Consider the following 25,337-nt stretch of genomic DNA (forward strand, 5'->3'; position numbering starts at 1 on the left):
TAATATTTAAATTTATTTATACTTATTTTTCTACAGATTGAATATTTCTAGCAAAGTAATAAATTGCTCCAACACCTAGAGGAACAAATATTGCAATTGCTATAAAAATTGGGGTATATGAAAATTTATCAACGATTATTGGAACTAAAAAGTTCATAATAATTACTGAAAAGACACCCACCATACCTCCTAACCCTGCTAATGAGCCTACAGATTTTCCAGCAAAGAAATCGCTTGGTAGTGTTTGTACATTTCCAATAGCAAATTGAAAACCAAATAGTACTACAAATACAATGGCAACGAATTTCTCAGCGGTATCACCAAACAATATGGTTGCTATAAGACCTGCTACCATTAAAATACCACCTATTAATATTGTAGTTTTTCTTCCTTTATCAGTAGAACCCGTTTTTGAAATAATGATACCTGAAACATATCCTCCAGCTATACTTCCTAAAGCAGCTCCAACATAAGGTACCCATGCAAACATACCTACCTCTTTGACATTAAAACCATAAACGTCAAATAAATATATAGGCATCCAACCTACAAAAAGCCACCATATAGGTTCTAAGAAAAACCTACACACTACAATAGACCAAGATTCTTTAAATGAAAGGATTTCTTTTAAACTTTTTCCTTTTGTTTCTTCAGTAGCATTTTGATCAGCTTCACTCTGACCTGATAAAATATATTTTTGTTCTTCCGTTGTAATCCAAGGGTGTTTTTTTGGTCCTACTTTATTAATTATAACCCAGGGAATAACCCATAATAGTCCCATCGAACCAACAATAATAAATGTGATTTCCCATCCATAAGCAACAAATAATGTTGCTATTAAAAGTGGTGCAATTACCGACCCGATTGAAGCTCCTGCATTAAATAACCCTTGCGCTATGGCGCGTTCTTTAATTGGAAACCATTCGGCATTACTCTTTACTGCACCTGGCCAGTTTCCTGCCTCCGATAAACCAAGCGTAGTTCTAAAGAATGCTAAAGAATAAAAACCGCGAACGGTTGCATGTAATATGGTAGATAAACTCCAAATTCCAATACTTAATACATATCCTATTTTAGTACCAACTTTATCAAATATTTTACCAGAAAATAATTGACCTAAAGCATAGGCTACCATAAAAATATTCAGTATTAAGCCATAATCGTTTTTATCCATGCCTAATGAATTGGAAATGGACCCTTCAAGGTCTTCATTACCCCACATAATAGACAAAGCACTTCTATCAATATAATTAATAACTGTTGCTAAAAATATCAATCCTATAATCCACCAACGCAGTCCTTTTAATTTCATATTTTTTAATTTTAACAATTAATATTAGTCACGATTTAAAGCATCATGATTTACGCCTGTATTTACAAGTATGATTTATAAAGTTTTTAAATGAAGAAATAATACAAATAGAATTTCTCCCCTCCTAATATTCTTTTAAAAGAAGTTAAAAAGCGTGCATTTTTTAACTTCAGTAAACTATTTTATTTACTGTAACAGTATTGATATAAGACACTAAAATGGTCTTTCATTTTTTGCTTTGCCAATATGGGGTCTTGTTTTTTTATGGCTTCGTATATCTCTGTATGTTCATTTATTCCTAACACCGATAGCCTTTTATCGCAAACATGATATTTTTCGAAATTCATGATTATTTCTGGTGTTATGGTTAACATAAAAGTATTCATAGTACTATTCTTACTTGCTTTAGCTATAGCTAAATGAAATAACAAGTCTTCTTGAACTGCATCTTCTCCTGATAGTGCCTTTTCTTTGTAAGCATCTAAAGCATGTTTTATATTTTTTAAATCCTCTTCAGATCTTCTCAGAGCAGCTAACCTTACTGTTTTTAATTCAAATAAAATTCTGGTTTCAACTAATGATTTGAAATCAGGTTCTTCCAAACTCAAAATATCATCGATCATTCCGTTCATAGCAACAACGCCAATATTAGCTACAAAAGTTCCACTTTGAGGAATAGATTTCAGAATACCATAAAACTCTAATTTTTGAATAGCTTCTCGCACAACACTGCGACTTACATCAAACTTATCAGATAGCATTCTTTCAGAAGGTAATTTATCTCCAGGCTCTAAGTTTTTATAATTAATTAACTCTCTTATTTTATCAATTATAACACTTTTAGTGTCTTGATTATTTACTGTTAATGCTTCTAATTTCATTTGCTATAATTTAATGTTGGAAATTAAAATTTATTGTAAGTTATACAAGGATTCCTCTAACTATTGCCTTATTACATTTAAATTTTAATCTCATAAATTTTGAGTAATTATTATGCTAAAATTAAAAAAAACATTTAAGCTTTTAGATGCTTTTTTTACTTCTTCTATTTGCAGCTTATAAATTACCAAAATTTAATTAAATAAACTACAAATCTATTATTTCAAATACTATTTACCTATTAAGTAAATATAACATTAATGGCTAACCTCTAATTCGTAAAATCGAACTTTGGAAAAAGAGCCTTCATCCCTAGATTGAAAATAATTTCCAGCTTTGAAATAATTTTCAAAAACACCCCATCTTCTCATATGAATATTTTCATAAACTTTATATTCATTGCCGTTTAATATAACAACCATTTTGCCTTCAGATACTTTTACTTCAAGTGTAAACTTTCTAAAACCTACTTCTTGTTCAAAATTAAAGCCATCGTCATCACCCCATGCATCTTCATGGAGTATTTCGGTATCCGAAGCATTTAAATTTTTAAGAACTTTTGTTTTAACACGAACTTTACCTTTATCCCAATATATTTTTAATATGGGCGGCGCATTATTATCATCTTCACCAATTAAGTCGCGTTGTTCATTAGTTAACCTGCCGTGAATTTGCATAATAATAGTTCTATGATATTTACCATCGGAGTCCTTTGTTGTTTCATCCATGGCAAGTTTTGCCTTAAGATTACCACCTTGTGCAAAGGTCCAATTGACATTATTGTTTCCTGGTACCATTTGTTCTCTTAATTCCGATCTTGTATATTTTGTATTTCTAGTTTTTGATTCAGTAGGCATAGCATAAAACACAATGGCTCCTGCTGTTGAATCTATATACATATATGGCTTAGCAACTTCGTTAGATGCGAAATCTAGAATCTCGGGTGGATCAATTTCAATAGGCTTTCCATTTTCATCTGCAACTGGCAACGTTACTTTCCAGTGACTTAAATCGATATCAGGAAGCTTAAACTTCTTCTTTTTTTTCTTCTTTTTAGATTTTTTTTCGATTTTAGAATCCGATTCTGTAACGCTACTTTTCTTATTTTGAGAAGTAGCGTTAACAGATAGAAATATTGTTAAAACAATTAATAATAGTTCTTTTCGGAAATTTTTCATTTGTATTGAATTAATTATAATCTAGGATATACCTTAACATTATCAACATATAAGTCTACAGGAGTAACCGCCCATAACCAAATAGATACTAATCCAGAATCATTAGACGTAAAATCAACTTTAACTTGAGTAAATGTTGTTTTACCTTTTACTTCAGTTCCTACATGAGTTACAAGAGCTCCTCCAGCAATAGATTGATTATAAGCATCAACCCCATCGGTAAAATGACCATCAAGAATTTCGGCAACCATTCTTCTACCTCCAATTGGATCTGTAGCAATATCATCTTTAATAGCATATTCGAACTCTAAAGTATATTCCCAATTAGGAGATACCACAATAGCTTGATATGCATGTCTAGTATCAGGATTTGCCCACTCCGCAGCAGATCTTCTCATGTTCCATTTTGCACCTCTAGTTTTAGCTCCATTATCTGTTCCATCATATAATAACCAAGAACCATCACTACTAGATTCAAAACCAAAACGTGACCATCCATTTGAAAAATCAATTCTCCAATTATTACTACTATCTTCCATATCACCATTTAATACTTCAGGATTAATAGGTACAAATCTATCTACTACTTCTACTACAATAGTAGTAGTTGCCGACATCCCATTGTTATCACTTGCTGTTAACGTAACATTGTAGTCACCTTCTCCTCCAGCAAACTTATAAACAGGGTCTTTCTCTGTAGAGGTATCCCCTGTTCCAAAATCCCAAAGAAAGGTTGTAGATTCGGTTGCTAGATTAGTAAATTGAATAGTGTTAAAATCTCTCTCTCCAGGAGTATATGAAAAGTCTGCGGTAGGTAAAAAATTATCTACTTGTGACCCTGCATCTGGTAAATCATCTCTAAAAAGGCTGTCATCACAGCTAAAAATAAAACTAACTGCTACAATACTTAAAAGCAACAATGTTGTTTTACGGAAAAAAATTACTTTATTTTTCATAGTTAAATTATTTAAATATTAATATCCAGGATTTTGTGTTAAAAGTCCCCCGCTTAAATTAATTTCTCTTGCCGGAATAGGTAAGAGTAAGGCTCTTGAATTAAAAACATATCCCATTTCAACAGCATGGGCACTTAATACTGCATCAGCAACACCAAATCTAAGTAAATCAAACCAGCGTTGGTTTTCAAATGCTAATTCTACACGTCTTTCAAGTAATAGATCATCTTTAGTTACACTTGCTATAGCGTTAGGCGCTGTAGCAGGAAACGCTCGGTCTCTTATCCTTTGAAAAGAAGCTAAAGCACCGGCATCAACAGTTGCTGCACCACCAGCTAAAACTGCTTCTACATGCATTAGTAATACATCAGCAAATCGTATAGCAATATAATCATTTCCTGCATTACGTGCATTTGGACCATAATTGTCATTCACATCAAATCCATCAGGGAAAAACTTCGCTACTTCGTTTTCATCGTCATCAAGGTTTCCTCCTATGTTAGTAATAGAAACTGCTGTTCTGTCTCCACCAAAAGCATCTAAATCTGCTTTAAGATTTGCATTAACTATATTTTGACCATCTTCTCTTCCAGCACGGACAAAAGAAGTGAATTCAGATGAAAAACTTTGGCTTTCTTGAGAATTTCCAGATTGATATTGAATTGCAAAAATAATTTCATCATTCAACTCTGAATAAAACACATCATGAAAGTTAGGCTCTAAATCAAAGTCACCACTATTAATTATGGCTTCACATAATTGTTGTGCCCCTGAATAATTACGGTTAGACTGTGTTAAATAAACTTTAGCCAATACTGCTTGTGCCGCTGCTCTTGATGCTCTTGCTTTATACGTGTTATCTAAAACACTAACAGCTTCTTGTAAATCTTCTACAATTTGTGCATAGATATCTGCCGCTGGAACTCTAGTGAAAAGTGGTGTCTTATCGTCGGCAGGACCAATAACTGTAGTAACTAAAGGCACATCGCCATACAATCTAACCAATTTAAAGTACGCATAAGCTCTTAAAAATTTAGCCTCAGCAGTATATTTTGCTTGATTACTTGCATCAGCAATTTCTATAAAGTTTAAAACATTATTTGCTCTGAAAATAACTTCATACATAGATTGCCAATAATCTTCAGATTCCACATTGTTGGCGTTAACTATGTATCTGTGAAAATCAGACTTAGAACCTTCTAAAGTTGCATTTCTTGTATTATCAGTACGATGTTCTGTTAAAAGGTGTTCAAATTGAACTCCTCTGTTAAAGTTACCAATATTTGTTTCAGTATTCTCATTTACACCTTGAAGGGCGTCATAAATTCCTATTACTCCAGCCAACACATCTGAATCAGATTGAAAAAAGGCATCTACTGCAACAGCAGTATCTGGTAACGGATTTAAAAACTCATCACCACAGGAAGTATAAATAAATCCTGCTATGGTTAAGATTAAATATTTTATATGTTTCATAATTAGTATTTTTTAATATTAAAAGTCAACGTTCAGACCGAATGTTACGGTTTTATATATTGGTGTACCAGCTCTTTGAGATCCATAGGCTCTTGGGTTATTTCCATCAACATGTTCAGGGTTAAAACCATGGTAATCATCAGCAGTTATATATATCAAGTTTTGAGCAGTAGCATAAAGTCTTATTCCTGATACTCCTATTTTTGATGTAACATCATCTGAAAAATTGTAACCAAGATTTACATTTCGTAATGAGAAGTAGTCTGCACTTGCTATAACTTCACTTGTTAAAACCTTTTCTTGAATAAAAGATTCATGAGGTACAAGACCATCAGCTACAGCTTGCGCTTCACCACCACTTCTTGTTCTGTTACCAAACCAGTTATAAAAATATTGATCTCCGATATTATTTACCTGAGCACCTAAACTTCCTTGTACCATAAAAGAGAAGTCAAAGTTTCCAAATTTAAATTCGTTAGTAAAACTATATACTAAATCTGGATATGGGTCTCCTAAAATTGTTTTATCGTCATCGGTAATAATCCCATCACCATTTAAATCTTTTACGATAGTGTCATCTGCTTGCCCATTAATTCTGTTCCAAGGATTATCAACGTAAGTCGTTCTAAATTGTGTATCATCATAAGATTCATCAACAACAAACCCCCAGAACGATGATATAGGCTCACCAATTCTGTTAATCCATTGTGAATTTCTACCGTATGTATCTTCAATTAATGCATTGTTAGAATCACCAAAACTTAATAATTCATTTTGGTTGGTAGATGCAATTAATGTAGAATTCCAAGAAAATTTCTCACTAGTGATATTTTTTGTTCTGAACTCCAATTCCCATCCTCTATTTTGAACTTCTCCCAAGTTTACAATACCTCCTGTAAATCCAGTTACATAAGAAACAGGGTTAAATAACAGTAATTGATCACTATTTCTTCGGTAATAATCTAAAGTTCCAGATATTCTGTTATTGAAGAATCCGAAATCTACCGCAGGGTTAAATTCTTCCGATGCCTCCCACTGTAATAATCCGTTTGCAATGTTAAGTGGAGAAACACCTGCAACAACATTACCATCTACAACATAATTTGAGTTTTGTAACAGTGCCAAATATGGCCATGCATTTACAACATCGCTACCTACATTAAAGTTCTCAGCTCCTGTGAAACCATAACTAACTCTAAACTTTAAATTGCTAACAAAGTCGCTATCTCTTAAGAAATTCTCTTTTGCAGCATTCCATCCAATAGAAATTGCAGGGAAGTTACCCCATTTAGAATCTCTACCAAAAACCGAACTACCGTCACGTCTAAAAGAAGCAGATAATAAGTATTTATCAGCATAAGCATAATTAATTCTACCAAAATAACCAACTTTTTTTAGTTCAGTATTTGTTTCAACATATTCACCAATTGCTGTTGCACCCTGTAGATTTTTTAGTAAATCATTTGAGTATCCATTACCAGTAACCTGGCTTTCTTCACTTTTTCTTTGTTGTATTGTCATACCTGCTAATACATCAAATTCATGGTTACCAAAATCTTTACTATAAGATAACGTATTATCAGAAATTAATCTAGTACGGAATCTATTTTGTAAATTGTATTGAGCTCTACTGTTACCTGATGCATGATGTAATGTACCATCCCATCTCGTTCTCTTTCTTTGTTCTATAGTAACACCCAACGATGTTTTTGCTGTAAGCCCGTCTAAAATATCAACACTTAAAAAAGTAGAACCATATAACTTCGTATTATACTCATAATGCTCTCTTTCAACATATTGTGCATATGGATTTGAATCTCCAGAAGTACGAGGTCTTTCACCACTACCATCATTGTCTAAATCTAAATTAACCAAGTGGTTTTCATAAAAGTAATCTCCTACTCCAACATCTGGATAAGCACCTCTATTAATAAATTGAAGCGTTTCCGCTGTATGGTAAATAGGCAACCAAGGTGATTGACGTATTGGGTTATGAATAGATGTAGGTAAACTTCTTTGCTTAGTGTAAGATGGCGTTGCGTTTAGTCCAAATTTAACTTTTTTACCTAATTTTGAATCTACTTTTAAACTCGCCGTATATAATTTATAATCATCCGTAATTACAACACCTTCGTCATGAAGATATCTTAAAGAGGTACTAAACTTAGTAGTCTCAGAACCTCCACGTGCAGCAAAAGAATGACTTGTAATAGTTCCCCCGTTAAAAAATACATCTTGCCAATCTCTGTCAACCCCCGTTGTAGCAACTAATAATTGTGCATATAGAGTTTCGCCAGAAAGTGTACCTGTTGCTGCTTGCTCTACTTTAGCCCAATCTGCTACACTTTTTCTGTAATCATCACTACCATGAGCACTTTTATAACCCGTATAGGTCTCATAACTAAATTTTGTTTTTCCTTCTTTACCACTTTTTGTAGTAATCATGATTACACCATTAGAACCTTCACTACCATAGATAGCAGCAGATGCCGCATCTTTTAAAACTTCAAAAGATTCTACATCATTCATGTTAAGGTTTCCTAGAAAATCTGCACTTACTACAATTCCATCAACAACAACAGCTGGTCCAGAGTCAGCATTAATAGACCCAACACCTCTAATAGTAATGGTTGGAGCTCCACCTGCCTCGGCATTTGTTGCTTGAATATTAACACCAGATACTTGACCAATAAGGGCATCATCTACCCTAGCTACTGCTATTTGATCCAAGTCTTCATTAACAACTTTGGAAATAGCTCCTGTAAGGTGAGATTTTTTCTGAGTACCATATCCCACAACCACTACTTCATCTAGTTGCGCTAAATCTTCAACAAGCGCGACATTAATAGTGGTTTGATCAGTCACAATCTGAACTTTAGTAACATATCCTAGATATGAGAATTGTAACGCTTCACCACTACTCACTTGAATTTGATAGTTACCATCAAAATCAGTTGTTGTACCACGCGATGTATTTAAAACAATAACGTTTACACCAGCAATTGGCATATTATCCGTTTGTGAGACTACTGTACCTTTTACAACAATCCCGCCTTGAGCAAATAATGCAACATTGAAAAACAAAATTGCAATAAGGGCTAGTTTGATTTTTAAATTCATAATTAGTTTTTTCATTTTTAAAATTGTAAAGTTAATTAGCTTATTTATGCTAGTTGGATTGATTTATAATCCATTCGTATGTTAAGATTCACTTTACAAAACATAATCTCCAAATAAATTTGTAATTTTGAAATATAAATGTTTATATAAAGCATTTTCTTAAATTTTACTTCCCTCCTAAAAGAAGTAGAAACTTTTTAAAAGGATAGGCGTGCACCTGTCCTTTTTTTATTTTTTCATATTAGTTTTAATTTTTGTGAAGTGTTATACATTTAGTTTAGTTTTTCTTGGTAAACCAAACTGGTAAACCAATTTGGTTTTCCAAATATATGCTAATTTTTTGTTAAAACAAATAAAATTTCAATTTTAACACCATTATTCTATAAAATCTGCTAGAATTGGACTAAAAATACCCTAAATGTTGCACCTTAAAGTCGATGTAAAATTGATAAACAAATTTTATTTTATTTTTTATCACCAAAATAAGATACGCCACCACCACTTAAGAAATCTTCTCTTACCGGACTAAATGTGTCTATCAAAATACCTTCTTCTAAGCAAATTGCGCTATGCAATAAATTAGGCTCGATATACACCCCATCTCCTCCTTCTACTATTTGCTTTACTCCATCAATTTCAAATTCAAATTTACCCGAAACACAATATGTTGCTTGTGTATGAAAATGTTGATGTGGAGATCCTAATGCACCTTTTTCAAATTTTACCTTTACCATCATGATTTGGTTATCGTATCCTAAAAACTTTCTCGATACGCCTCCACCAAGCTCTTCCCATTCCATTTTTTTTGTAATGATGTATTTATCACTAAATCGTTTCATATGTTTATGTTTATTGTTTTTTAAAGGTCATATGTTGCTTCCATATAATCATTTCCTTGAATATCAAGTTCTCGTTATAGAAGGTTCATAATTTTTAATTTATTTATTTTCTATTAATATATAAGGACCTTTCCAAGTATACTCCTTATCGTTTATCGCTAATTTATGCGCTGCATCTTTATCATTATTTTCGTTTGAAATGATAAAGACTTTTGATTTATCATTATTTGTTTCGATTAAAACTGCTGTATATTCTTTTGAGTTATGAATTACAGATAAATTTGCTATATTACTATATGCGTTAATTGCTAATTCAGACACTGGAGAATACGTTCCATGGGACTCGATTGTCGAAACAAATAAGGCATCGTTCACATTCTTTTTTCTTAAAATCAATGTTTGTTCGTTACGCAAATTAAATTCGGGATCGTTTGCGCCAATTCTACCAAAAATAATTTCATTATTATTTGAAGTAACTGCAGTATAAGTATAGAATTTGTTATTCTGCAACCAATTTAGCTGAATATTTTCTCCATTGGAGGTCGAACTAGCTTCTTTATATAAATGCTGGTATCCATCAGATTTACCTAATATTTTGGGAACGTCATATTTAGAATACTCAAAATTGGTTTTCATGATATGCCCTAAAAAGTAAAAAGGTAAATCGTATTGATTCGAGTTTTGAGATGATACACGCATAATATCTAACACATACGGTTTATCGTAATCTTCATCCTTAATAGTTACCACGGTTCGATGCAGTTTGGTTCCAGGGTATGCATTTTCTTCTTTTGCACTCGCTACTTGCAAACTATCGTTACCAACACTAAAAATGTATCCATTTGAATGATATTGACTTCCAATATCGTATTTGCCTTGAAATTGAGAGGTTTCGTTTTGCACAATCGTATTGTGTGCTATGGTTTGTTTTGCCCAAGTAGTATTTTCTTTTAAGTAATTTCCACCTCCTTTTTGTTCAATATTAACAAAACGCGCCATACCATAATCTTGCACAACCTCATCACCATCGTCAAATAATGCATACGATAATTTATCGTAATGTCCATGACTCAACCCATGAGCTGTGTATTTAAAAACTAGTTCTAAACCACCACTGCGCAAAACCCCTACCGCGCCTTCATCACCATTTGCACCATCTGATAGTTCAATAGACTTTTTAACAAAAGGCTTTTCCTTGCCTTCTTTAATTCCAAGAGCAACGGCTAAACCTGCATCATCAAGTGTAACTTCACCTTGTTTTTTTGCTATACTTAATAACCCTGGGTTATTTCCTCCAAAATGATAACCTATATCAACAGTAGATATTAATGATGAATTGTAATACGACATCCCTTTTTGCGCATCGTTTAACAAAAAGAACTCACCATCAGCATCAGATAAATTCAATAATGCGTTAACGCTTTTAAGTAATACACCATCTTTAAACTCAAACACCTTATGCTCTGGTTTTTTATTTTGAAGTGCTTGTGCAAAAATCAAAAATGGATACGACGCATAACGTTGATAATAAGGTCCCTCTGTAAAATATCCATCAGGAGAAAAAGGTTCGTTTACGTTTGCATAAAATCCTATTTGTTGTCCGTCTTTTCTAATATAACCACCATCATTATCTTTTTCATTCGGATCAAAATCAACATCTTTAACACCATTTAATGCTCTATCTAAAAGCTCGTCATCATCCATAGCCAGGGCAATCATACCAACTGCAGCATTACCCCAAGTTGCATGGTTGTGAACTCTATTAAAAAATTGTGGGTTTTCTTTAGAAATATAATCAGCAAATGGTTTAAATAAATCGGTTTCTAAAGTATTGCGTTCTTCTTCAGTTAAATAATTATAGATACAATCGTAAGCCTGAGCCGTATACACCAACCAATTAGAGTCGTTTAAGCATTGCCAAAATAATTTACCTCTTGCGTAAGACCTAGGTTTGGGGTGAATTGGCCATGTTGGATATTGTTTTGCGTACTCAAACAACATGTCTTTTACAAATTTGGCATATTTTTCATCATCAAGAATTTGGTATAATGCACCCGCTTTTTGCATTAATATGTAATTCTTTTTATGTGTTTCGTGCGTATACCCTCCTGAATAATCTTTTGGAACCGGTACATCAAAACCTTGCTCAATTTCTGCATCAATCTCTTGTTTTGTTGCTGCTAAGGTTTTATCAAAAATGGGAATGCTTCCTAAATTAGCTCTTATTTCCTTTACACCTTGTTCAGTTAAAATTAAACTTGGGTGACCTTGATTGCCAGTTTGTTCATCATTAACTAATGCCTTTTCTTTACAAGAAAATACAACTAAAACAAAAACTAAAAGCGAAATTTTGATTTTTATATTCATATTAATTTTTAGAAATTAATCCTAAGTCCAGTTGATCTGTTCCTTTACCTTTAAGTTGAGATGATTCAGATAATTTATAGCTCTCTTTTTCGAATTCAGGTTTTAAATTCCAAAGATTTTTTATGTTGTATTTTTCATCTCCAGTAATTTGAACGTCTTCTGAATTATACATATTGTTATTAAATATATTAACAATTGGCTCACCTACTACCAAGTGCATATTCATACCCTTAGAGTCTATAAATATATTATTGGTAATATCGTTTACTTGTACGCCATATAAAGATATGGATGTTTTGTATTTATTCTTTCTGCCGTGGCCAACATTATCAAAAACATTATGGTCGATTTCTAAAAACGGTCCAAAAGTACTTTCGTCGGTTCCTCCTCTATATAACCTCAATGCTGCACCTTGCACATCCTTAAGAACATTGTTTTTCATTATATAATACTCAACATTATAAGCTCCAATATCATCAGTTTCTTTATCCAAAGCTGCAATATGCCCTGTTATATTTTTAAAGGTAGAATTTTGAATGCTTATCGTATCGGCAAATGTATTTTTTGAAACTCTAAATACATCAAACGAATGGTTAACAACCAAATCAACAAATTCACAGTTATCTATAAATAATTTGTAGTTTTCTATCATTGAATTTTTGCTTGTACTTATTACCGCATTTCCAGCATAGTCTGGTGACTTAGCCCCATCAAATTTAATATTGGTTAGAGATAAGCTTCCGCCATTTTGAATTTCTAAAGCAGTCATTCTCTCAAACAAAATTGTTGCTTTTTTGTCTCCAGACGTTTTTATGGTTAAGGGATGATTAATTTTCGCCGTTTTAGTTAAAAGATATGATGCTCCTGACGCTAATTCGATAACATCTCCAGGCTCTGAATTTTTAGCAGCCTCGAACAATGTATTTATTCCTGGCTCTACGTTTATGGTTTTCCCAGAATTTAAAGCAACACTATTGTCAACTTTTGAATACCAAGAAACCCCAGTATTCTCTTTTGTAGCAACATCAGGATGAATATTTACTTCTGTTTTTAAATCATCAGATACAGGAACCAAAAAGCCTTGTTTATTCTTAACTAACTCAAACTTTGACTTTACAAAGCCTTTTGAAATTCCAATATCTAAATTATCTCCAATTAAATTATTTTCGAACTTTATACCACTTATATCATCATAAAAAGTAAATAAGTTACTTTTGGTATCATGATAAAAAATATTATCTGAGATTTCTGAATTTACAGGAACAGCGCTTCTTTCGTTATCGCTTCCAGCACATATTTGAATATGGTCACAATTCACAAATGTGTTATCCTTTACCAAAGCATCTGTAACTTGAACGTAACGATTTGCTGGTGAATTAGGTACCCCATTCATCATTACAAAAGCACCTCTAAAGCGATAGCCTGTTAACCCAATATGATAATTATTTATAACTGTTTGCTTTTCGTTAATAACTCGAACACCACCAGTACTAGGTTTATTATTTCCGATAAACACATTCCCATCAACCATGGTTTCATTACCATGACGCATTGTTAAAGTACCTGTACATTCATAAAAGGTATTATACTTAAATGTATTGCGACATGACTTATTAGAAATTATTTCGTGCTCGCCATTACATCTATCAAAATAATTAGACTCCACCAAGGTGTTTGAATTTTCTAAAGCAAAATGACTTGTGCCAATTCTTAAAGTTTCTCCACCATTGTTTCCAAAGGTTGGTCGTGGTCCAAAATAATTATGATCTATTTTATGATTATTCTCTCTACTATCTTCAGTGTCTAAACCAACAATCATAGTAACTCCTAAATTCTTTTTACCAACAATATGGTTATGGTCTATTCTGTTATTTTTACCGTAAATAGTAATCCAGTAGTCTTGAACCTGACGTTCTGGATTATTATAATTATCGATAACACATTCTGTTAAACGACAATTATTTGCCATTTCATCTTTATTCTTTCTAAATGAAATTACAGCATTAGTTGGTGTAAAACCATTTTTAAAAACTAAGCCTTTAACTACTAAAAATTCTCCCGCAATTTGAAGGTTTGAAGCACCTTCAAGAGTTACTTTTCCTAATTCTTCTACCGTAAGCGTTATTGGGCTATCTGCTGTTCCTTTTCCTTCAAAAACCAATTCTGCATTGTTCCAAACACCATTTGCTAATTTGATAGTGTCTCCAGGTTGTGCATTGGCAACAGCATCGTTAAACTCAGAAACCGAACCCACTAACAAATTGTTATTATTCTCTTTTTTACAAGAAGATAGCACTATAAAAAATAAAGGGAATACGAACAAGGATTTATAATTCATCGGATACAATTAATTAAATTGGTTTACCAGATTGGTTTACCAAATATATGTCATAATAATGAACTGGCAAAAAATCTCATAAGTTTTAACATAAATCTATGCTATTTTGATTTAAACTAAGAATAATTAAACAAACTTATCATTACGTTTAGTATTCTTTAAAGGTCAAAATATGATTTCTATTTTTTTATAATAAAACTGATTTCATTTCCAGGAGCCAAAAGTGTCTTACCCTTATTGTTAAACCCTAAAACCTCAGCTTGTATAGGTTTAGTATTTAAGGATTGAATGTATAACTTACTATTTTCAAGTTTCAAAAACACATCCGCTGCTTCAGAAAAGGAAATTTTAAGTTCTTTAAATTTTAAATTTTTAACTGAAAAGAATACGCTTTTTCCATCTTTAGTTAGTGATAATGATAGAGTGCTATCTGTAGTCCAATTAGATTTATTAAGTTCCCATCCTTTTAAATTAGGGCTTGATTTGTCTTCATCAATCCTATCGTCAAACTTTACGAAAGGAAAAACAACACTTATAAAGTTAAAATTAGTTTGATTGTTTTTTGAAACTGTAGCCCATTGCTTTCCTCTTCTACCGGATGTTGAAACGGAATCTGTAGAAATCAACTGATAAATATCACAACCCGACCCGTCAAAAAAGCTAGACCGCAATAAATTAGGTGCTTCTTCTAAACTATAATGTCCTTGCCAAATTTGTTTATAGGTGTGTGGCTTCTCAGAATTAAAATTGTCTTTTATAATCCAAAAATCATCCTTTAAATAAATGACTTGTCTGCTATAATTAACACCAACATTTTCAAAACCATCATGACTACCTATATAGAGGTCTAAATCATTATTATTATTCCAAGCAATAGTTTTTGGTTGTGGTAACGATTTAAATTTTCCGAAACCACTTCCACCCTGATTTGATGTATAGGCTTTCCCTTGAAGTTCGTTATCAACCAAGGCCACATTTTTAACCAATGAGTTTTTAAAAAACCCATAATCCTTAAGTGAATATCGCACTTGATAATTAGGCAAAATTGTATGCCCATTTGCCATTGCCTGAATTCCCAACATATCACCATGTTGATGATCTGGTTTTTCATCATCCAGTCCGTTAGAAATAACCATTACTTTGTCTTTCGGTTTCCAACCTTCTCGCATGATGAAGTAGCCTGTTGTTGGAAAAGAGAAAGATTGCACCTCTGGCTCTTTAGCATTAATGTTATCCAGTAATTTTAATTGTGAAGCGCTTACATACCAAAACATTTTAGGTTCTACGAAGTTGTTAGCAAAATAACCCATTTCAGGGTCTTCAAACAATAAATACCCAAGTGTTAGGGCTCCAGATATGTCCATTTTTTCAGCCCAAGGTTCATTCGTGTCATCTGAAAGGACTGGAGCTGACTTATCAGGATAAGCGATTTTGGTTAATGTTGTGAATAATGACTTCAACTTACTTTCCCAAAAACCATTCACTTTTATATCGCTATTTTTTGCAAGTTGATATACATAGTAATAATTATCAATATCACTCATGTGATAATGTACAGTGCGTTCAAACTGAAAACCGTCGTCGTTTATTTCTTTCTCTAAATGAGCTTCAAGTAAACTCATTGAGCGTTCAAACCATTTGTCCGTTCCTTTAAAGTCCCTTAATAAAATAGACAACATAGCCAAAGCTGACATACCTCTGGTCTGATGGTTCCCTGAAACAAATGCTTCATTCTTTGCGTATAAATCTGAACCATGTTGTAATAAGGTAGCAATCGTTAAAAGTTGGTCTTCATCTGAATAATTACTTTCACCTAAAAACATATTATGAATATTCAACCAATTTAAGATGCGATATCCTGAACGAAAGGCTTCATAAACACCATTACCATCTTCAATGGTTTCAAAAGCATTGGTATGCAGTGCGTGGTTTAACGACTTTAACTGATTTTTAAAATAATTTAAATATTCAGGTGATTTGTTTTGATAATTATAATAAAATGCGATATCTAGCATTTTATGTTGACGCGCCAAATGACGTAAAGCATAGGCATTTACCGGCTCACCATTTAAGTAATTAAAAGGCAGCTTCCATGAGGTAGAATCTTGAAATTTAGATATATGGTCTAATGCCCTTTCCGTATGACTGCTTTCGACTTCTGGATAAATAAGCTTGTAATTATTAAACCGCGAATCAAAGGTTTGCCAATCGAAAAAATATCGTTCTGAGAATTTTGTTCTAAAATATTTTGCTAAGTCCGTTTTAGATACTGTCTTATCTCCAAAGCTATTTTTAATTTCTTCCTTTAAATAACTCGAAAGTTGGTCATTTGGAATTATAGCATTAGAGGGTATCTCTTGCGACCATATAGTTTGATTAATTCCAAACAATACTAATAAAGCAAAACATTTTAATATTTTCATTACGCACAATTTAATACATTAACTTTAACTTTAAGTTCTGTACTACTTCTATTTTACCAGAATTTATAGTAGTGTTATTAACAGGTTTCTGTCCTTTTGCTCCCCATAAAACAGCAATGAGTTTTACTGGATTGTTTTTAAAAGTGTTATTAGAAAAATCAACATTAACAATACCACGGTTTTTAATTAAAATAGCTTCATCAGAATTCCCGCCAGAATTCGAAACATGGTTATTTTGGAATGTTAAATGACCTCCAATGGTTGATTCGTCGTAACCACCACGGTAGAAATCTAAAACAACTTCCTGGATATTTTCAAATGTTGAATTAGTAATATTTACAAATTCGCAATTATAGTCGCCACCATCATTGGTTTCTTTATTGAGCATAATACCCCTTACACAATTTTTTATAGTAGAATTAGCTACCGAAACCGTATCAGCAAATGAGCCTTTTGAAACACGCAACACACTTTTAAAATCGCTTAATTCTGAATTTTTAATCCATAAATTATAAGCTTTTGTCATGTTTTTATCTAAGGTAGCAAAAGCATCTTGGGTTTTATTCCCTTTTAAAATAATATCTTCAATTATTAAATTACCTTTTGGGTTCATTTCAAACGCAGTATTTTCAGAAGTGAAAACTAATTCAGCTTTATTATTTTTATCTTCAGATGTTATAGTTATTCTTTTATTGATTTTTAAAGATGAATCGACTGTATAACTTCCTGATTTTACAACTAAAATATCGCCTGAATTAGCAGCATTTAGACCCTCTACCAATTCTGCATTTGATGATACTTGAATTTTTTTAGGCTCATATTTTACTTTTTCTGTAGAAAACCAATCGGTACCGTATTTCGATTTATCGACTAAAATCGCGTTTTCTTTTACTGGATTAACAATAGCACCAACACTATTGCTTTCTGAAGTTCTTTCAGTTCCAAAAATATCCGTAGTAATGGTTTCAAAATCAAAACCGTTAAAAATATCCGTGTAATTTTCGGTTAAAATACACAACCCATCTGATACTTGTTTAACCTGAACTTCTTTAGTAATAAGTCCTTTTGGTTTTATTTCACTTTTATTTTCGCTATTCGTAATGTTGTTTTTAAAATTAATACCATCAACTTTATCATAATTCACAATGGGGTATTCGTCGCCTTCACTATTAAACAATAAATTATTAGCTACAACGGTTCTAATCGGTCTTGCAGAACGTATTTCGGATGGTGGTAGTACATCACTTTGGCTTACGTTAGATCCCACACTAAATTGCCAAGGCGATTTACAATCAATAAAACTGTTGTAAGCAACCACAGCATCGGTTACTTGGTTATAACGATTGAGAGGTGATTTTGGAATACCATTCATTACAGACAAAGGCGCTCTAAATGTTTCGCCTTTTAACTTATAGAAGTAATTATTAGTTATCCAATGCCCTGTGTTAATAACCCGAATGCCGCCAATGAATTTAGAATTATCGTTACCAATAAAAATATTACCATCAATTGTAGCGTAATTTCCGTGTCTTAACACCAATGAGCCTTCACTTTCAAAAAATACATTATTTCTAAACTCATTAAAGTTAGATTTACTTGAAATAATTTCTACTTCGCCGTTACAGCGTTCAAATAAATTGTTTGAAACAACCACATGTGCAGGTGTCATGGAGGTTCCGCTATCGCCAATTTGCATCGTTTCTCCATGTGGCCCTCCTTTTCTTGGTCTGGGTCCGAAATGGTTATTTACTATTTGATGATAGGTTTTTATATGCTGATTCCCTTTTAACTGGACTATTATAGTTGGCCCAAAGTTTGATTTCCCAGTAATGTAACAATGGCTTAATTCGTTATGTCTTCCCCAAAATTCCACCCAATGATCGCTTACATCACGGTCTGGTTGGGTAAATTCTTCAATAACACATTGGGTCACTTTACAATGGTTTGCAATTGTATCGTTATTAATTTTAAATTGAATAACATTTTTTGAAGGAGTATGTCCGTTTTTAAAATAAAGTCCGTTTACTTCTAAATAGCTACCTCCAATTTTTAAATTTGATGCGCCTTCTATAGTCACTTTACCCTTTTCTTCTGCCATTAAAGTTATCGGGTTTTCTTTTGTTCCATTACCATAAAAATTAATTTCCACATCACGCCAAACACCATTAGCAAGAATAATATTATCGCCAGCATTTGAATTTTTAATAGCAGCATTTAACTCATTTATATTACTAACTTTTATACTATTACCTTCAATTATTGCACTTTGTTTGCATGCAATAAATAGAATTAGTAACCCTGTAATGAATATTATTCTTTTCATCTGTTTAAATTTTACTGTTTTTATCCGTCAGATATAATTAGCCAATAATCATTTCGGTTGGTATCAACTTATTATTATGGCTCATTTCATATATTATTTGTTTTATTCTTCTTATTAGCATGAAGAAGGTCTAGTTAAACTTCTTTTGTAGTTATTTCTTTTATTAATAAAAGATACAAATTATGACAATACTTATATACTAAAAGGTCTTTAATTTTGATTAAAGCTCATTATAAAAAACATAAAAAGCCTTTAAATTTAAAGGCCTTTTATCAAAAACTCATTCAAAAAATAAAACTACTCTATTACTATTTTTCTAGTGCTGCTTCCACCATTTTCAGCATTCACTTTTAAAAGGTACAAGCCATTTGAAATATCAGAAACATCCACCTTATTGTTTTTTAATTGCGAATCAGACATAACTTTTTGCCCTAAAAGGCTGTAAATTTCAACTGAAGCAATCTTTATGTTTTTAGATTCTATTGTTATAAAATTGTTTACAGGATTTGGATAAATTTTAAGGTTTGAAGCGAATACATCTTCAACTGAAGCAGTTGCATCCTCAACGAGCGAAAAATTATCATAAAACACCTCAGTATTACCATCAATAGAATTTAATGATCTAACATAAACTACTGCAAACGTGTTTGAAGCAGTAAAAGATAATGTACTATTAGTAAATACGTCGCCAACAGCATCATAGTCATTTGTAATACTTAAAAATGCATCTACACTCGCATCAGCAGCACCATTAGTATCTATACCATTCTCATCAGTTATTTCAGTATTTAAAATATATACTTCTGAAGGAGTTCCCATTGCTTCAGAGCGCGAATCAACAGAAAAAGTATAATCATTACCAATAGTAAGCCCCAAAACTTTCTGATATAAACGGCGAGAACTTCCAGTTATAACCGGATTTCCATCGTCGTACAATTTAACTCCTCTTGTTCCCCCGGCTCCACCACTAGTGGATCCTGGCTGCTCATCTAAAGTACCTGGCATGCCAAGATATTTAATTTCTAAAGCATCTTCTAAAGCGTCATTATCCCAAATAGGTTGATATGGACTAGGTACTGTAGCACCGGTATTATCCTGAATGTCATTATTAGGAGTCATATCGTAGGCATCTGCATTATCTCCTGTATTAAATGTCCAGTCATCACAGGTACCATTTAACATTAGATTTTGACTCCATCCGTAGTTAAAACATAGACAGAACATTAAAAGGCTGCCAAATATGCAATATTGGCTTTTTGCAAAAAGTAAAGTTTTTTTCATAATAAATTAGTTTAAGTTAAAAAAAGACTCCAGAACTTTTTGGCTAAGTACTATTTAGATTTAGTGGTAAACCAAACTGGTAAACCAATTTAGTTTTACCAAATATAATGATATTTTTGTACTGTGCAAATTATTTTAACATAAAGTATTGTTGAGTAACTTAAATTTAAAAAATAAATAGATCCAAATAATCTATTATATAAAGATAAATTATCTATTAAATAGAAAAGACTCACAACATAAAATACTTTAAATTTGTTTGTTTTAAAGAATTGCAATGATTAAAAATTATCATAATCTATTGATATACAATTAATTAAAAAATATTATATTTGGTAATTAATTTAAATTTATATACATCATGGGAACATCAAGTACACAAACTAAAATTAGGCTACATGATGCCATTGTTGGTATACTTTATTTATTAAGTGTTATTTTAGCCTATACCATAAATATACAATGGTTATATATGGCTGGCGCTGTCGCCATTTTACAAATTATAAGTCCGGTTACTAAGTTTTGTCCCGTTTATTTCATTTTGAATAAAATAATGCCAGATTCTGAACCAATTCAGAATGGTAAATAGATTTTAACGAGCAAATAAAATAAGAATAGGCAAATAGTAATTGATATTATAATTATGAAAAGAGAGTCCTAAAAAAAAAAGACACTTTAAAATAAAGTGTCTTTTTTTTAGTAGCGGGAACTGGACTCGAACCAGTGACCTTCGGGTTATGAGCTCTGTGTTGGCATTTTTTTAAACACATTTACTGGGCTCACAAGCCATAAAATTATAAAATCGTATGCAAAAACGTATGCAGTTTGAAGTTTTCTGATTATTAATAATATTCTAAGCAATTTAATATTTTTAAACCGATATTCAAAAGTATATTTTTGATATAATTTAATGTCATGCTAAATCAAAAGTTAATTACTTTGAGTTACAATAGTAACCAAAAACAATACTCAATCGAATTGTTATTTTGGCTAGATTACTTTACTTCTGTAACTGTTTTTAATATAGTACGTTACGGTTGTAAAGTTTTATATATAATTAAAACCATTTTTGGCCATATTCGTAAAAATTTTGAACCTGTCAATCCATATTTTTTTAACCCAACTAATTTCTAGAGAAATTCTTATTCTTTTTCCATATAATCTTGCCATTGCACCAATATATATTTTTCCTTAGTGCCTTCACGTTTTTTCAAATACCCGTATTCATAAACGAACAGGTATACATCCCCTTTTGTGTTCTTCCAAAAGTGTGTGAAAAAATTTGGGCTAAATCCAAGCTCTATAATGGTCTCTGATCTTACCGTTGCTTTACCAGCCTTATTATATTGTTTTAGAATTTTTCTGTTTAACTTGAGTTGGTTATCTACTTTATTGTAAAACCTTGGAGTTTCTTCTAAAGATTTTCGGTAGTGATAAGAGCTCTTACAATGAACATCGCAAAATCTTTTATCTGACCTTCCTTGTAGTACTTTATTACAGCATAAACATGTATTTAATTTCATAATTCATTTATTACTAGTGCATTATACGTATACTATTCGTATAATATACTACTAAATAAACTCATTTAGCTATCTTGTATAAAAAATCTTATGCAGAATAGTAAACATATAACTTTAAAGCATCTTTTAATTGACAACCAGAAGTGCATTGGATTGCAATATTATTCTGATAGAGCCATTGATCTAATAGTAAAAGGGCTTAACGGCATAAATTGGAGCAAAGAGTTTAGCATGTACTACCTTCCAAATAATAAGTTTAATTTGGATAACATATTTAACATTTTTAGAGGTATCGCCTGGATTGACTCTAAATACTTTTTTCAGCAAACCAAATCTAAGCAACTCAACGAAACTTTTGACGTAGATTGGTTTAGAAAAAGAAAAAGAGCATCAAATTTCAGATTCTGTCCAGAAAGTTATCTTCAAAAATTAGAATTAAAGAAATATGCCAATAATACTGTTCGATCTTATGTTAGCTGCTTCGAAGATTTTATAAATTATTATCATGATAAGGTCATTGATAATTTGAATGAAAACGATATTCGTGGCTACATACAGTTTTTGATACATGCTGATCGTTCTAAATCTTACATCAACCAATCTATTAATAGCATAAAGTTTTATTATGAAATTGTTCTTGGCATGCCCAATAGGTTTTACGCTATTGAACGCCCAAGAAAGGACAAGAAACTCCCTGTGGTGCTATCAAAGGAAAATGTACGCAAGCTTATAGATAGCACAAATAACTTAAAACACCGTTGTATTGTTAGTTTATTATATTCTGCTGGATTAAGAAGAAGTGAACTATTAAATCTTAAAATCACTGATATTGATAGCTCAAGAATGCTAATTCATGTTAAGGATGCAAAAGGGAACAAGGACCGTTACACCTTACTAGCAAAAACTGTTTTAGAAGATCTAAGACTTTACTTCAGACAATGGAAGCCTAGTTCTTATTTATTTGAAAGTCCAAATAGAGAAAAATACAGTGCCAATAGTGTTGGAAAGATAGTTGCAAATGCTGCTTTAAAAGCAGGTATCAATAAATCTGTTTCACCACACGTACTTAGGCATAGTTTTGCAACTCATTTACTTGAAAACGGAACAGATTTGAGGTACATTCAACTACTTTTGGGACATAGTTCTACTAAAACTACTGAAATTTATACGCACGTTGCCAAAAGCAGTTTCGATTCTATTAAAAACCCATTGGATTTGTAAGTTTTTATGTATATTTGAGTGTATATATAATGGGGGTATATACACCAGTAAACATATCCCTACGTTGTATGCAAGCCGAAAAAAGTAAATGAGATTATCGAAAATATTCAGGAAAGGAAAAAAAACAACTTTTAAATGTAAATGTTGCGGAACTGAATATGATGAAATTCCTTTGTGTTTTGGTTCTGAATTTCCCGACTATTACTACTCTATTCCGCCAAATGAAATTGAAAAACGTGTAGAACTTGAAAAAAGTTTATGTGTAGTTGACAAAACTCATTTCTTTCATAGAGGACGAGTAACAATTCCTATTTTGGATTTTGACAAGGACTTATATTTTGACATTTGGACTTCGATTAGCCCAGAAAATTTTGAAATTAGAATGGACTGCTGGGAAAGTCCAAATCGTAAAGACTTTGGACCTTATTTTGGTTGGTTACAAAACCAAATTCCGACCTATGAGAATACAATCAACATTAAATCAATTGCGATTGAACAAGACGCAGGAACTATTCCTGAAATTGAAATTACGGAAGAGAATCACCAATTAGAAATTGACCAAAAAAACGGAATAACATATAGAAAAGCGATGGAAATTGTACAGTATGCTCTTAAATCGCAACACCTATAAAAATAAGGCCAGCATACAACAACGCGTATAGCTCATACCTTCGCCAAACACAAAAATTCATTACTTTTAGTTTAATTAATTTTCGTGTTACTCACTCATGCTCATAAAAGGCACGAGCCATACACGAACACGTTGGCAACAATTACGAATCACACTCAAAAATGAAAAATTGGAATAAAATTGGAAAAATAAAAAGTTTAGTGATTGTTATACTTTGTGTTTTATCATTAACACTTCTAAATTTTAATGGAGAAACTGAATCAAAAAATGACTTTCACATCGTGACTATTATTCTGACTTTTTTATTCTTTGCTCTATTCCTTCCCTTAATCTCAAAATTTTGGAGTTTATTAGGATTCGAATTTGAAAAACCGCATTGGAATGAAAATCCTATTACTTTTAAATTCTCAAAGAGTTTTAATTTTTTTCAATTTATTGCTTTTTGGTGGATAAGTTCGGGACTTGTAAATGTTTTAGTTATCGGAGTTTTTAATCAAACGTTTGATGGAGAAAGAGCGAATTTATTTGTTGGGGGAATTAGTATTTTAATCGGAATAAAATTAAGCTTGAAATGGCTGAATAAAAGTGGAAACGGAAAAGAAAAAACTGTAGCCAACAATGTATAAAAATAATGCTAAATTAGTTGCTTAATCTAAGGTTAGTGCACTTTTGTTACGTCTGATTTTCCTGCGGAAAATCCTCGCACACAAAAACGCACTATTCTTATACGTAAACGTTGGCGTGCATGTCGAAAATGAAAAAGCCAGGAGATAAAATATCAGCAATTGACTTAAAATCGAGTTGGGAAGACATACTCTCAACATTTGATTTGCTGATTGAGAATGGACATAAACTACGTCCAATAAGGTTCCTAATTAGGCATATAATTGAAAAAGGTTATTCAAACGACCTATATGCAGGCAGCTCTCTTTGGTCGCTATTGATTTCTCTGCCAAAGGATATGACAATTGACTTTTCCAAAACACTAAGAGTAGAAATTGACCAACTGACTTCTACAGTTTCATTTGTTTATCACAGTCAACTACCAAGACGAGAAACGCCTGAATGGAAAGAAGAATGTCAATTAACTGAAATTGTTGACACTTTTGACTACTTCATTGAAAACCAAAAGGATTGGAAAAAAATAAAAAACACGACACGCCAACAAGGTGTATAGCCAATAGGGCAATTAGAGATAAATTGAAAGTCCTGTTCTTTAAGCAGGCAACGCCAAAACAAAGTTTTGACGTTTAACAAAAAGAAAAAAAAGTAAAAACGTTTGTTTTGGCTTAGTGGTAAAACCGAAAGTAAAGTGCTTCGAATCTGCCCTACTGTCCATACACAGAACGTTGTAGCACATTTGAGAAACGAACTAGATGATACAAGCAATACTTGAATTATTAGCATACTTTAAACTATTTCACGAAGATGATAAACATCAAAAACGAGTAACAAAGAAAGAACAAGAAG

18 protein-coding genes are annotated in these 25,337 nt (G+C 32.1%); 5 read left to right on the plus strand and 13 right to left on the minus strand.

Annotation, left to right across the window (positions count from 1 at the left end):
- Window positions 1–22 precede the first annotated feature (22 nt).
- The 12 genes from L3X39_RS08200 to L3X39_RS08255 all read right to left on the minus strand — a co-directional run bounded on the left by L3X39_RS08200 (window position 23) and on the right by L3X39_RS08255 (window position 20,492).
- The gene (locus L3X39_RS08200; RefSeq protein ID WP_237231292.1) at window positions 23–1,312 is read right to left on the minus strand and encodes an MFS transporter; all 1,290 of its coding nucleotides are present in this window, start codon (window positions 1,310–1,312) and stop codon (window positions 23–25) included.
- A 182-nt stretch (window positions 1,313–1,494) separates the two neighbouring features.
- Window positions 1,495–2,193, minus strand: a complete 699-nt coding sequence (locus L3X39_RS08205; protein ID WP_237231293.1) for a FadR/GntR family transcriptional regulator — start codon at window positions 2,191–2,193, stop codon at window positions 1,495–1,497.
- Between the two features lie 255 nt (window positions 2,194–2,448).
- Window positions 2,449–3,369, minus strand: coding sequence for a polysaccharide lyase family 7 protein (locus L3X39_RS08210; protein WP_237231294.1), 921 nt, complete (start codon window positions 3,367–3,369; stop codon window positions 2,449–2,451).
- Window positions 3,370–3,383: 14 nt separating this feature from the next.
- Window positions 3,384–4,325 carry a PKD domain-containing protein gene (locus L3X39_RS08215; RefSeq protein WP_237231295.1) on the minus strand — a complete coding sequence of 314 codons (942 nt, stop codon included), beginning with the start codon at window positions 4,323–4,325 and terminating at the stop codon, window positions 3,384–3,386.
- 18 nt (window positions 4,326–4,343) lie between these two features.
- Window positions 4,344–5,801: a RagB/SusD family nutrient uptake outer membrane protein gene (locus L3X39_RS08220; protein WP_237231296.1), complete on the minus strand. Its 1,458-nt coding sequence runs from the start codon at window positions 5,799–5,801 to the stop codon at window positions 4,344–4,346.
- A gap of 18 nt (window positions 5,802–5,819) precedes the next feature.
- The gene (locus tag L3X39_RS08225; protein ID WP_237231297.1) at window positions 5,820–8,936 is read right to left on the minus strand and encodes a SusC/RagA family TonB-linked outer membrane protein; all 3,117 of its coding nucleotides are present in this window, start codon (window positions 8,934–8,936) and stop codon (window positions 5,820–5,822) included.
- A gap of 449 nt (window positions 8,937–9,385) precedes the next feature.
- Window positions 9,386–9,760: a cupin domain-containing protein gene (locus L3X39_RS08230; protein ID WP_237231298.1), complete on the minus strand. Its 375-nt coding sequence runs from the start codon at window positions 9,758–9,760 to the stop codon at window positions 9,386–9,388.
- A gap of 99 nt (window positions 9,761–9,859) precedes the next feature.
- Window positions 9,860–12,127 (minus strand): heparinase II/III domain-containing protein, encoded by a 2,268-nt coding sequence (locus tag L3X39_RS08235; RefSeq protein ID WP_237231299.1) that lies wholly within the window; start codon window positions 12,125–12,127, stop codon window positions 9,860–9,862.
- Between the two features lies 1 nt (window position 12,128).
- On the minus strand, window positions 12,129–14,465 hold the full coding sequence (locus tag L3X39_RS08240) for a polysaccharide lyase 6 family protein (RefSeq protein ID WP_237231300.1): 2,337 nt from the start codon (window positions 14,463–14,465) through the stop codon (window positions 12,129–12,131).
- Between the two features lie 179 nt (window positions 14,466–14,644).
- Complete coding sequence (locus L3X39_RS08245; protein ID WP_237231301.1) at window positions 14,645–16,888, minus strand: heparinase II/III family protein; 2,244 nt, start codon at window positions 16,886–16,888, stop codon at window positions 14,645–14,647.
- A gap of 10 nt (window positions 16,889–16,898) precedes the next feature.
- Window positions 16,899–19,211, minus strand: coding sequence for a chondroitinase-B domain-containing protein (locus L3X39_RS08250; protein WP_237231302.1), 2,313 nt, complete (start codon window positions 19,209–19,211; stop codon window positions 16,899–16,901).
- A 297-nt stretch (window positions 19,212–19,508) separates the two neighbouring features.
- Window positions 19,509–20,492, minus strand: a complete 984-nt coding sequence (locus L3X39_RS08255; RefSeq protein WP_237231303.1) for a T9SS type A sorting domain-containing protein — start codon at window positions 20,490–20,492, stop codon at window positions 19,509–19,511.
- Window positions 20,493–20,853: 361 nt separating this feature from the next.
- Between L3X39_RS08255 and L3X39_RS08260 the strand changes: the two genes are divergently transcribed.
- Window positions 20,854–21,081 (plus strand): YgaP family membrane protein, encoded by a 228-nt coding sequence (locus L3X39_RS08260; protein ID WP_237231304.1) that lies wholly within the window; start codon window positions 20,854–20,856, stop codon window positions 21,079–21,081.
- Between the two features lie 553 nt (window positions 21,082–21,634).
- Here L3X39_RS08260 and L3X39_RS08265 read toward each other — a convergent pair.
- Entirely contained in the window at window positions 21,635–22,015 is a 381-nt protein-coding gene (locus tag L3X39_RS08265) for a hypothetical protein (RefSeq protein WP_237231305.1), read from the minus strand.
- A 90-nt stretch (window positions 22,016–22,105) separates the two neighbouring features.
- Between L3X39_RS08265 and xerA the strand changes: the two genes are divergently transcribed.
- The 4 genes from xerA (at window position 22,106) to L3X39_RS08285 (ending at window position 25,044) form a co-directional block, all read left to right on the plus strand.
- Complete coding sequence (xerA, locus tag L3X39_RS08270; protein WP_237231306.1) at window positions 22,106–23,236, plus strand: site-specific tyrosine recombinase/integron integrase; 1,131 nt, start codon at window positions 22,106–22,108, stop codon at window positions 23,234–23,236.
- An 88-nt stretch (window positions 23,237–23,324) separates the two neighbouring features.
- Window positions 23,325–23,867, plus strand: a complete 543-nt coding sequence (locus L3X39_RS08275) for a DUF2199 domain-containing protein (RefSeq protein WP_237231307.1) — start codon at window positions 23,325–23,327, stop codon at window positions 23,865–23,867.
- A gap of 161 nt (window positions 23,868–24,028) precedes the next feature.
- A complete protein-coding gene (locus L3X39_RS08280) occupies window positions 24,029–24,493 on the plus strand; it encodes a hypothetical protein (RefSeq protein WP_237231308.1) in 465 nt (154 codons plus the stop codon).
- Window positions 24,494–24,621: 128 nt separating this feature from the next.
- Window positions 24,622–25,044 (plus strand): hypothetical protein, encoded by a 423-nt coding sequence (locus L3X39_RS08285; RefSeq protein ID WP_237231309.1) that lies wholly within the window; start codon window positions 24,622–24,624, stop codon window positions 25,042–25,044.
- The last annotated feature ends 293 nt before the right edge of the window (window positions 25,045–25,337 follow it).

Origin of the sequence: Flaviramulus multivorans (assembly GCF_021728415.1) — a bacterium.
In the GTDB taxonomy this organism is placed as follows: Bacteria; Bacteroidota; Bacteroidia; order Flavobacteriales; family Flavobacteriaceae; genus Sabulilitoribacter; species Sabulilitoribacter multivorans.

Excerpts from the sequence above, each read along its gene's own strand:
- L3X39_RS08260 (WP_237231304.1), top strand. The coding sequence starts at position 20,854 with ATGGGAACATCAAGTACACAAACTAAAATTAGGCTACATGATGCCATT.
- L3X39_RS08280 (WP_237231308.1), top strand. The coding sequence starts at position 24,029 with ATGAAAAATTGGAATAAAATTGGAAAAATAAAAAGTTTAGTGATTGTT.
- L3X39_RS08285 (WP_237231309.1), top strand. The coding sequence starts at position 24,622 with ATGAAAAAGCCAGGAGATAAAATATCAGCAATTGACTTAAAATCGAGT.
- L3X39_RS08215 (WP_237231295.1), bottom strand. The coding sequence starts at position 4,325 with ATGAAAAATAAAGTAATTTTTTTCCGTAAAACAACATTGTTGCTTTTA.
- L3X39_RS08225 (WP_237231297.1), bottom strand. The coding sequence starts at position 8,936 with ATGAAAAAACTAATTATGAATTTAAAAATCAAACTAGCCCTTATTGCA.
- L3X39_RS08240 (WP_237231300.1), bottom strand. The coding sequence starts at position 14,465 with ATGAATTATAAATCCTTGTTCGTATTCCCTTTATTTTTTATAGTGCTA.
- xerA (WP_237231306.1), top strand. The coding sequence starts at position 22,106 with ATGCAGAATAGTAAACATATAACTTTAAAGCATCTTTTAATTGACAAC.
- L3X39_RS08255 (WP_237231303.1), bottom strand. The coding sequence starts at position 20,492 with ATGAAAAAAACTTTACTTTTTGCAAAAAGCCAATATTGCATATTTGGC.
- L3X39_RS08235 (WP_237231299.1), bottom strand. The coding sequence starts at position 12,127 with ATGAATATAAAAATCAAAATTTCGCTTTTAGTTTTTGTTTTAGTTGTA.
- L3X39_RS08220 (WP_237231296.1), bottom strand. The coding sequence starts at position 5,801 with ATGAAACATATAAAATATTTAATCTTAACCATAGCAGGATTTATTTAT.
- L3X39_RS08200 (WP_237231292.1), bottom strand. The coding sequence starts at position 1,312 with ATGAAATTAAAAGGACTGCGTTGGTGGATTATAGGATTGATATTTTTA.
- L3X39_RS08210 (WP_237231294.1), bottom strand. The coding sequence starts at position 3,369 with ATGAAAAATTTCCGAAAAGAACTATTATTAATTGTTTTAACAATATTT.
- L3X39_RS08275 (WP_237231307.1), top strand. The coding sequence starts at position 23,325 with ATGAGATTATCGAAAATATTCAGGAAAGGAAAAAAAACAACTTTTAAA.
- L3X39_RS08205 (WP_237231293.1), bottom strand. The coding sequence starts at position 2,193 with ATGAAATTAGAAGCATTAACAGTAAATAATCAAGACACTAAAAGTGTT.
- L3X39_RS08245 (WP_237231301.1), bottom strand. The coding sequence starts at position 16,888 with ATGAAAATATTAAAATGTTTTGCTTTATTAGTATTGTTTGGAATTAAT.
- L3X39_RS08265 (WP_237231305.1), bottom strand. The coding sequence starts at position 22,015 with ATGAAATTAAATACATGTTTATGCTGTAATAAAGTACTACAAGGAAGG.
- L3X39_RS08230 (WP_237231298.1), bottom strand. The coding sequence starts at position 9,760 with ATGAAACGATTTAGTGATAAATACATCATTACAAAAAAAATGGAATGG.
- L3X39_RS08250 (WP_237231302.1), bottom strand. The coding sequence starts at position 19,211 with ATGAAAAGAATAATATTCATTACAGGGTTACTAATTCTATTTATTGCA.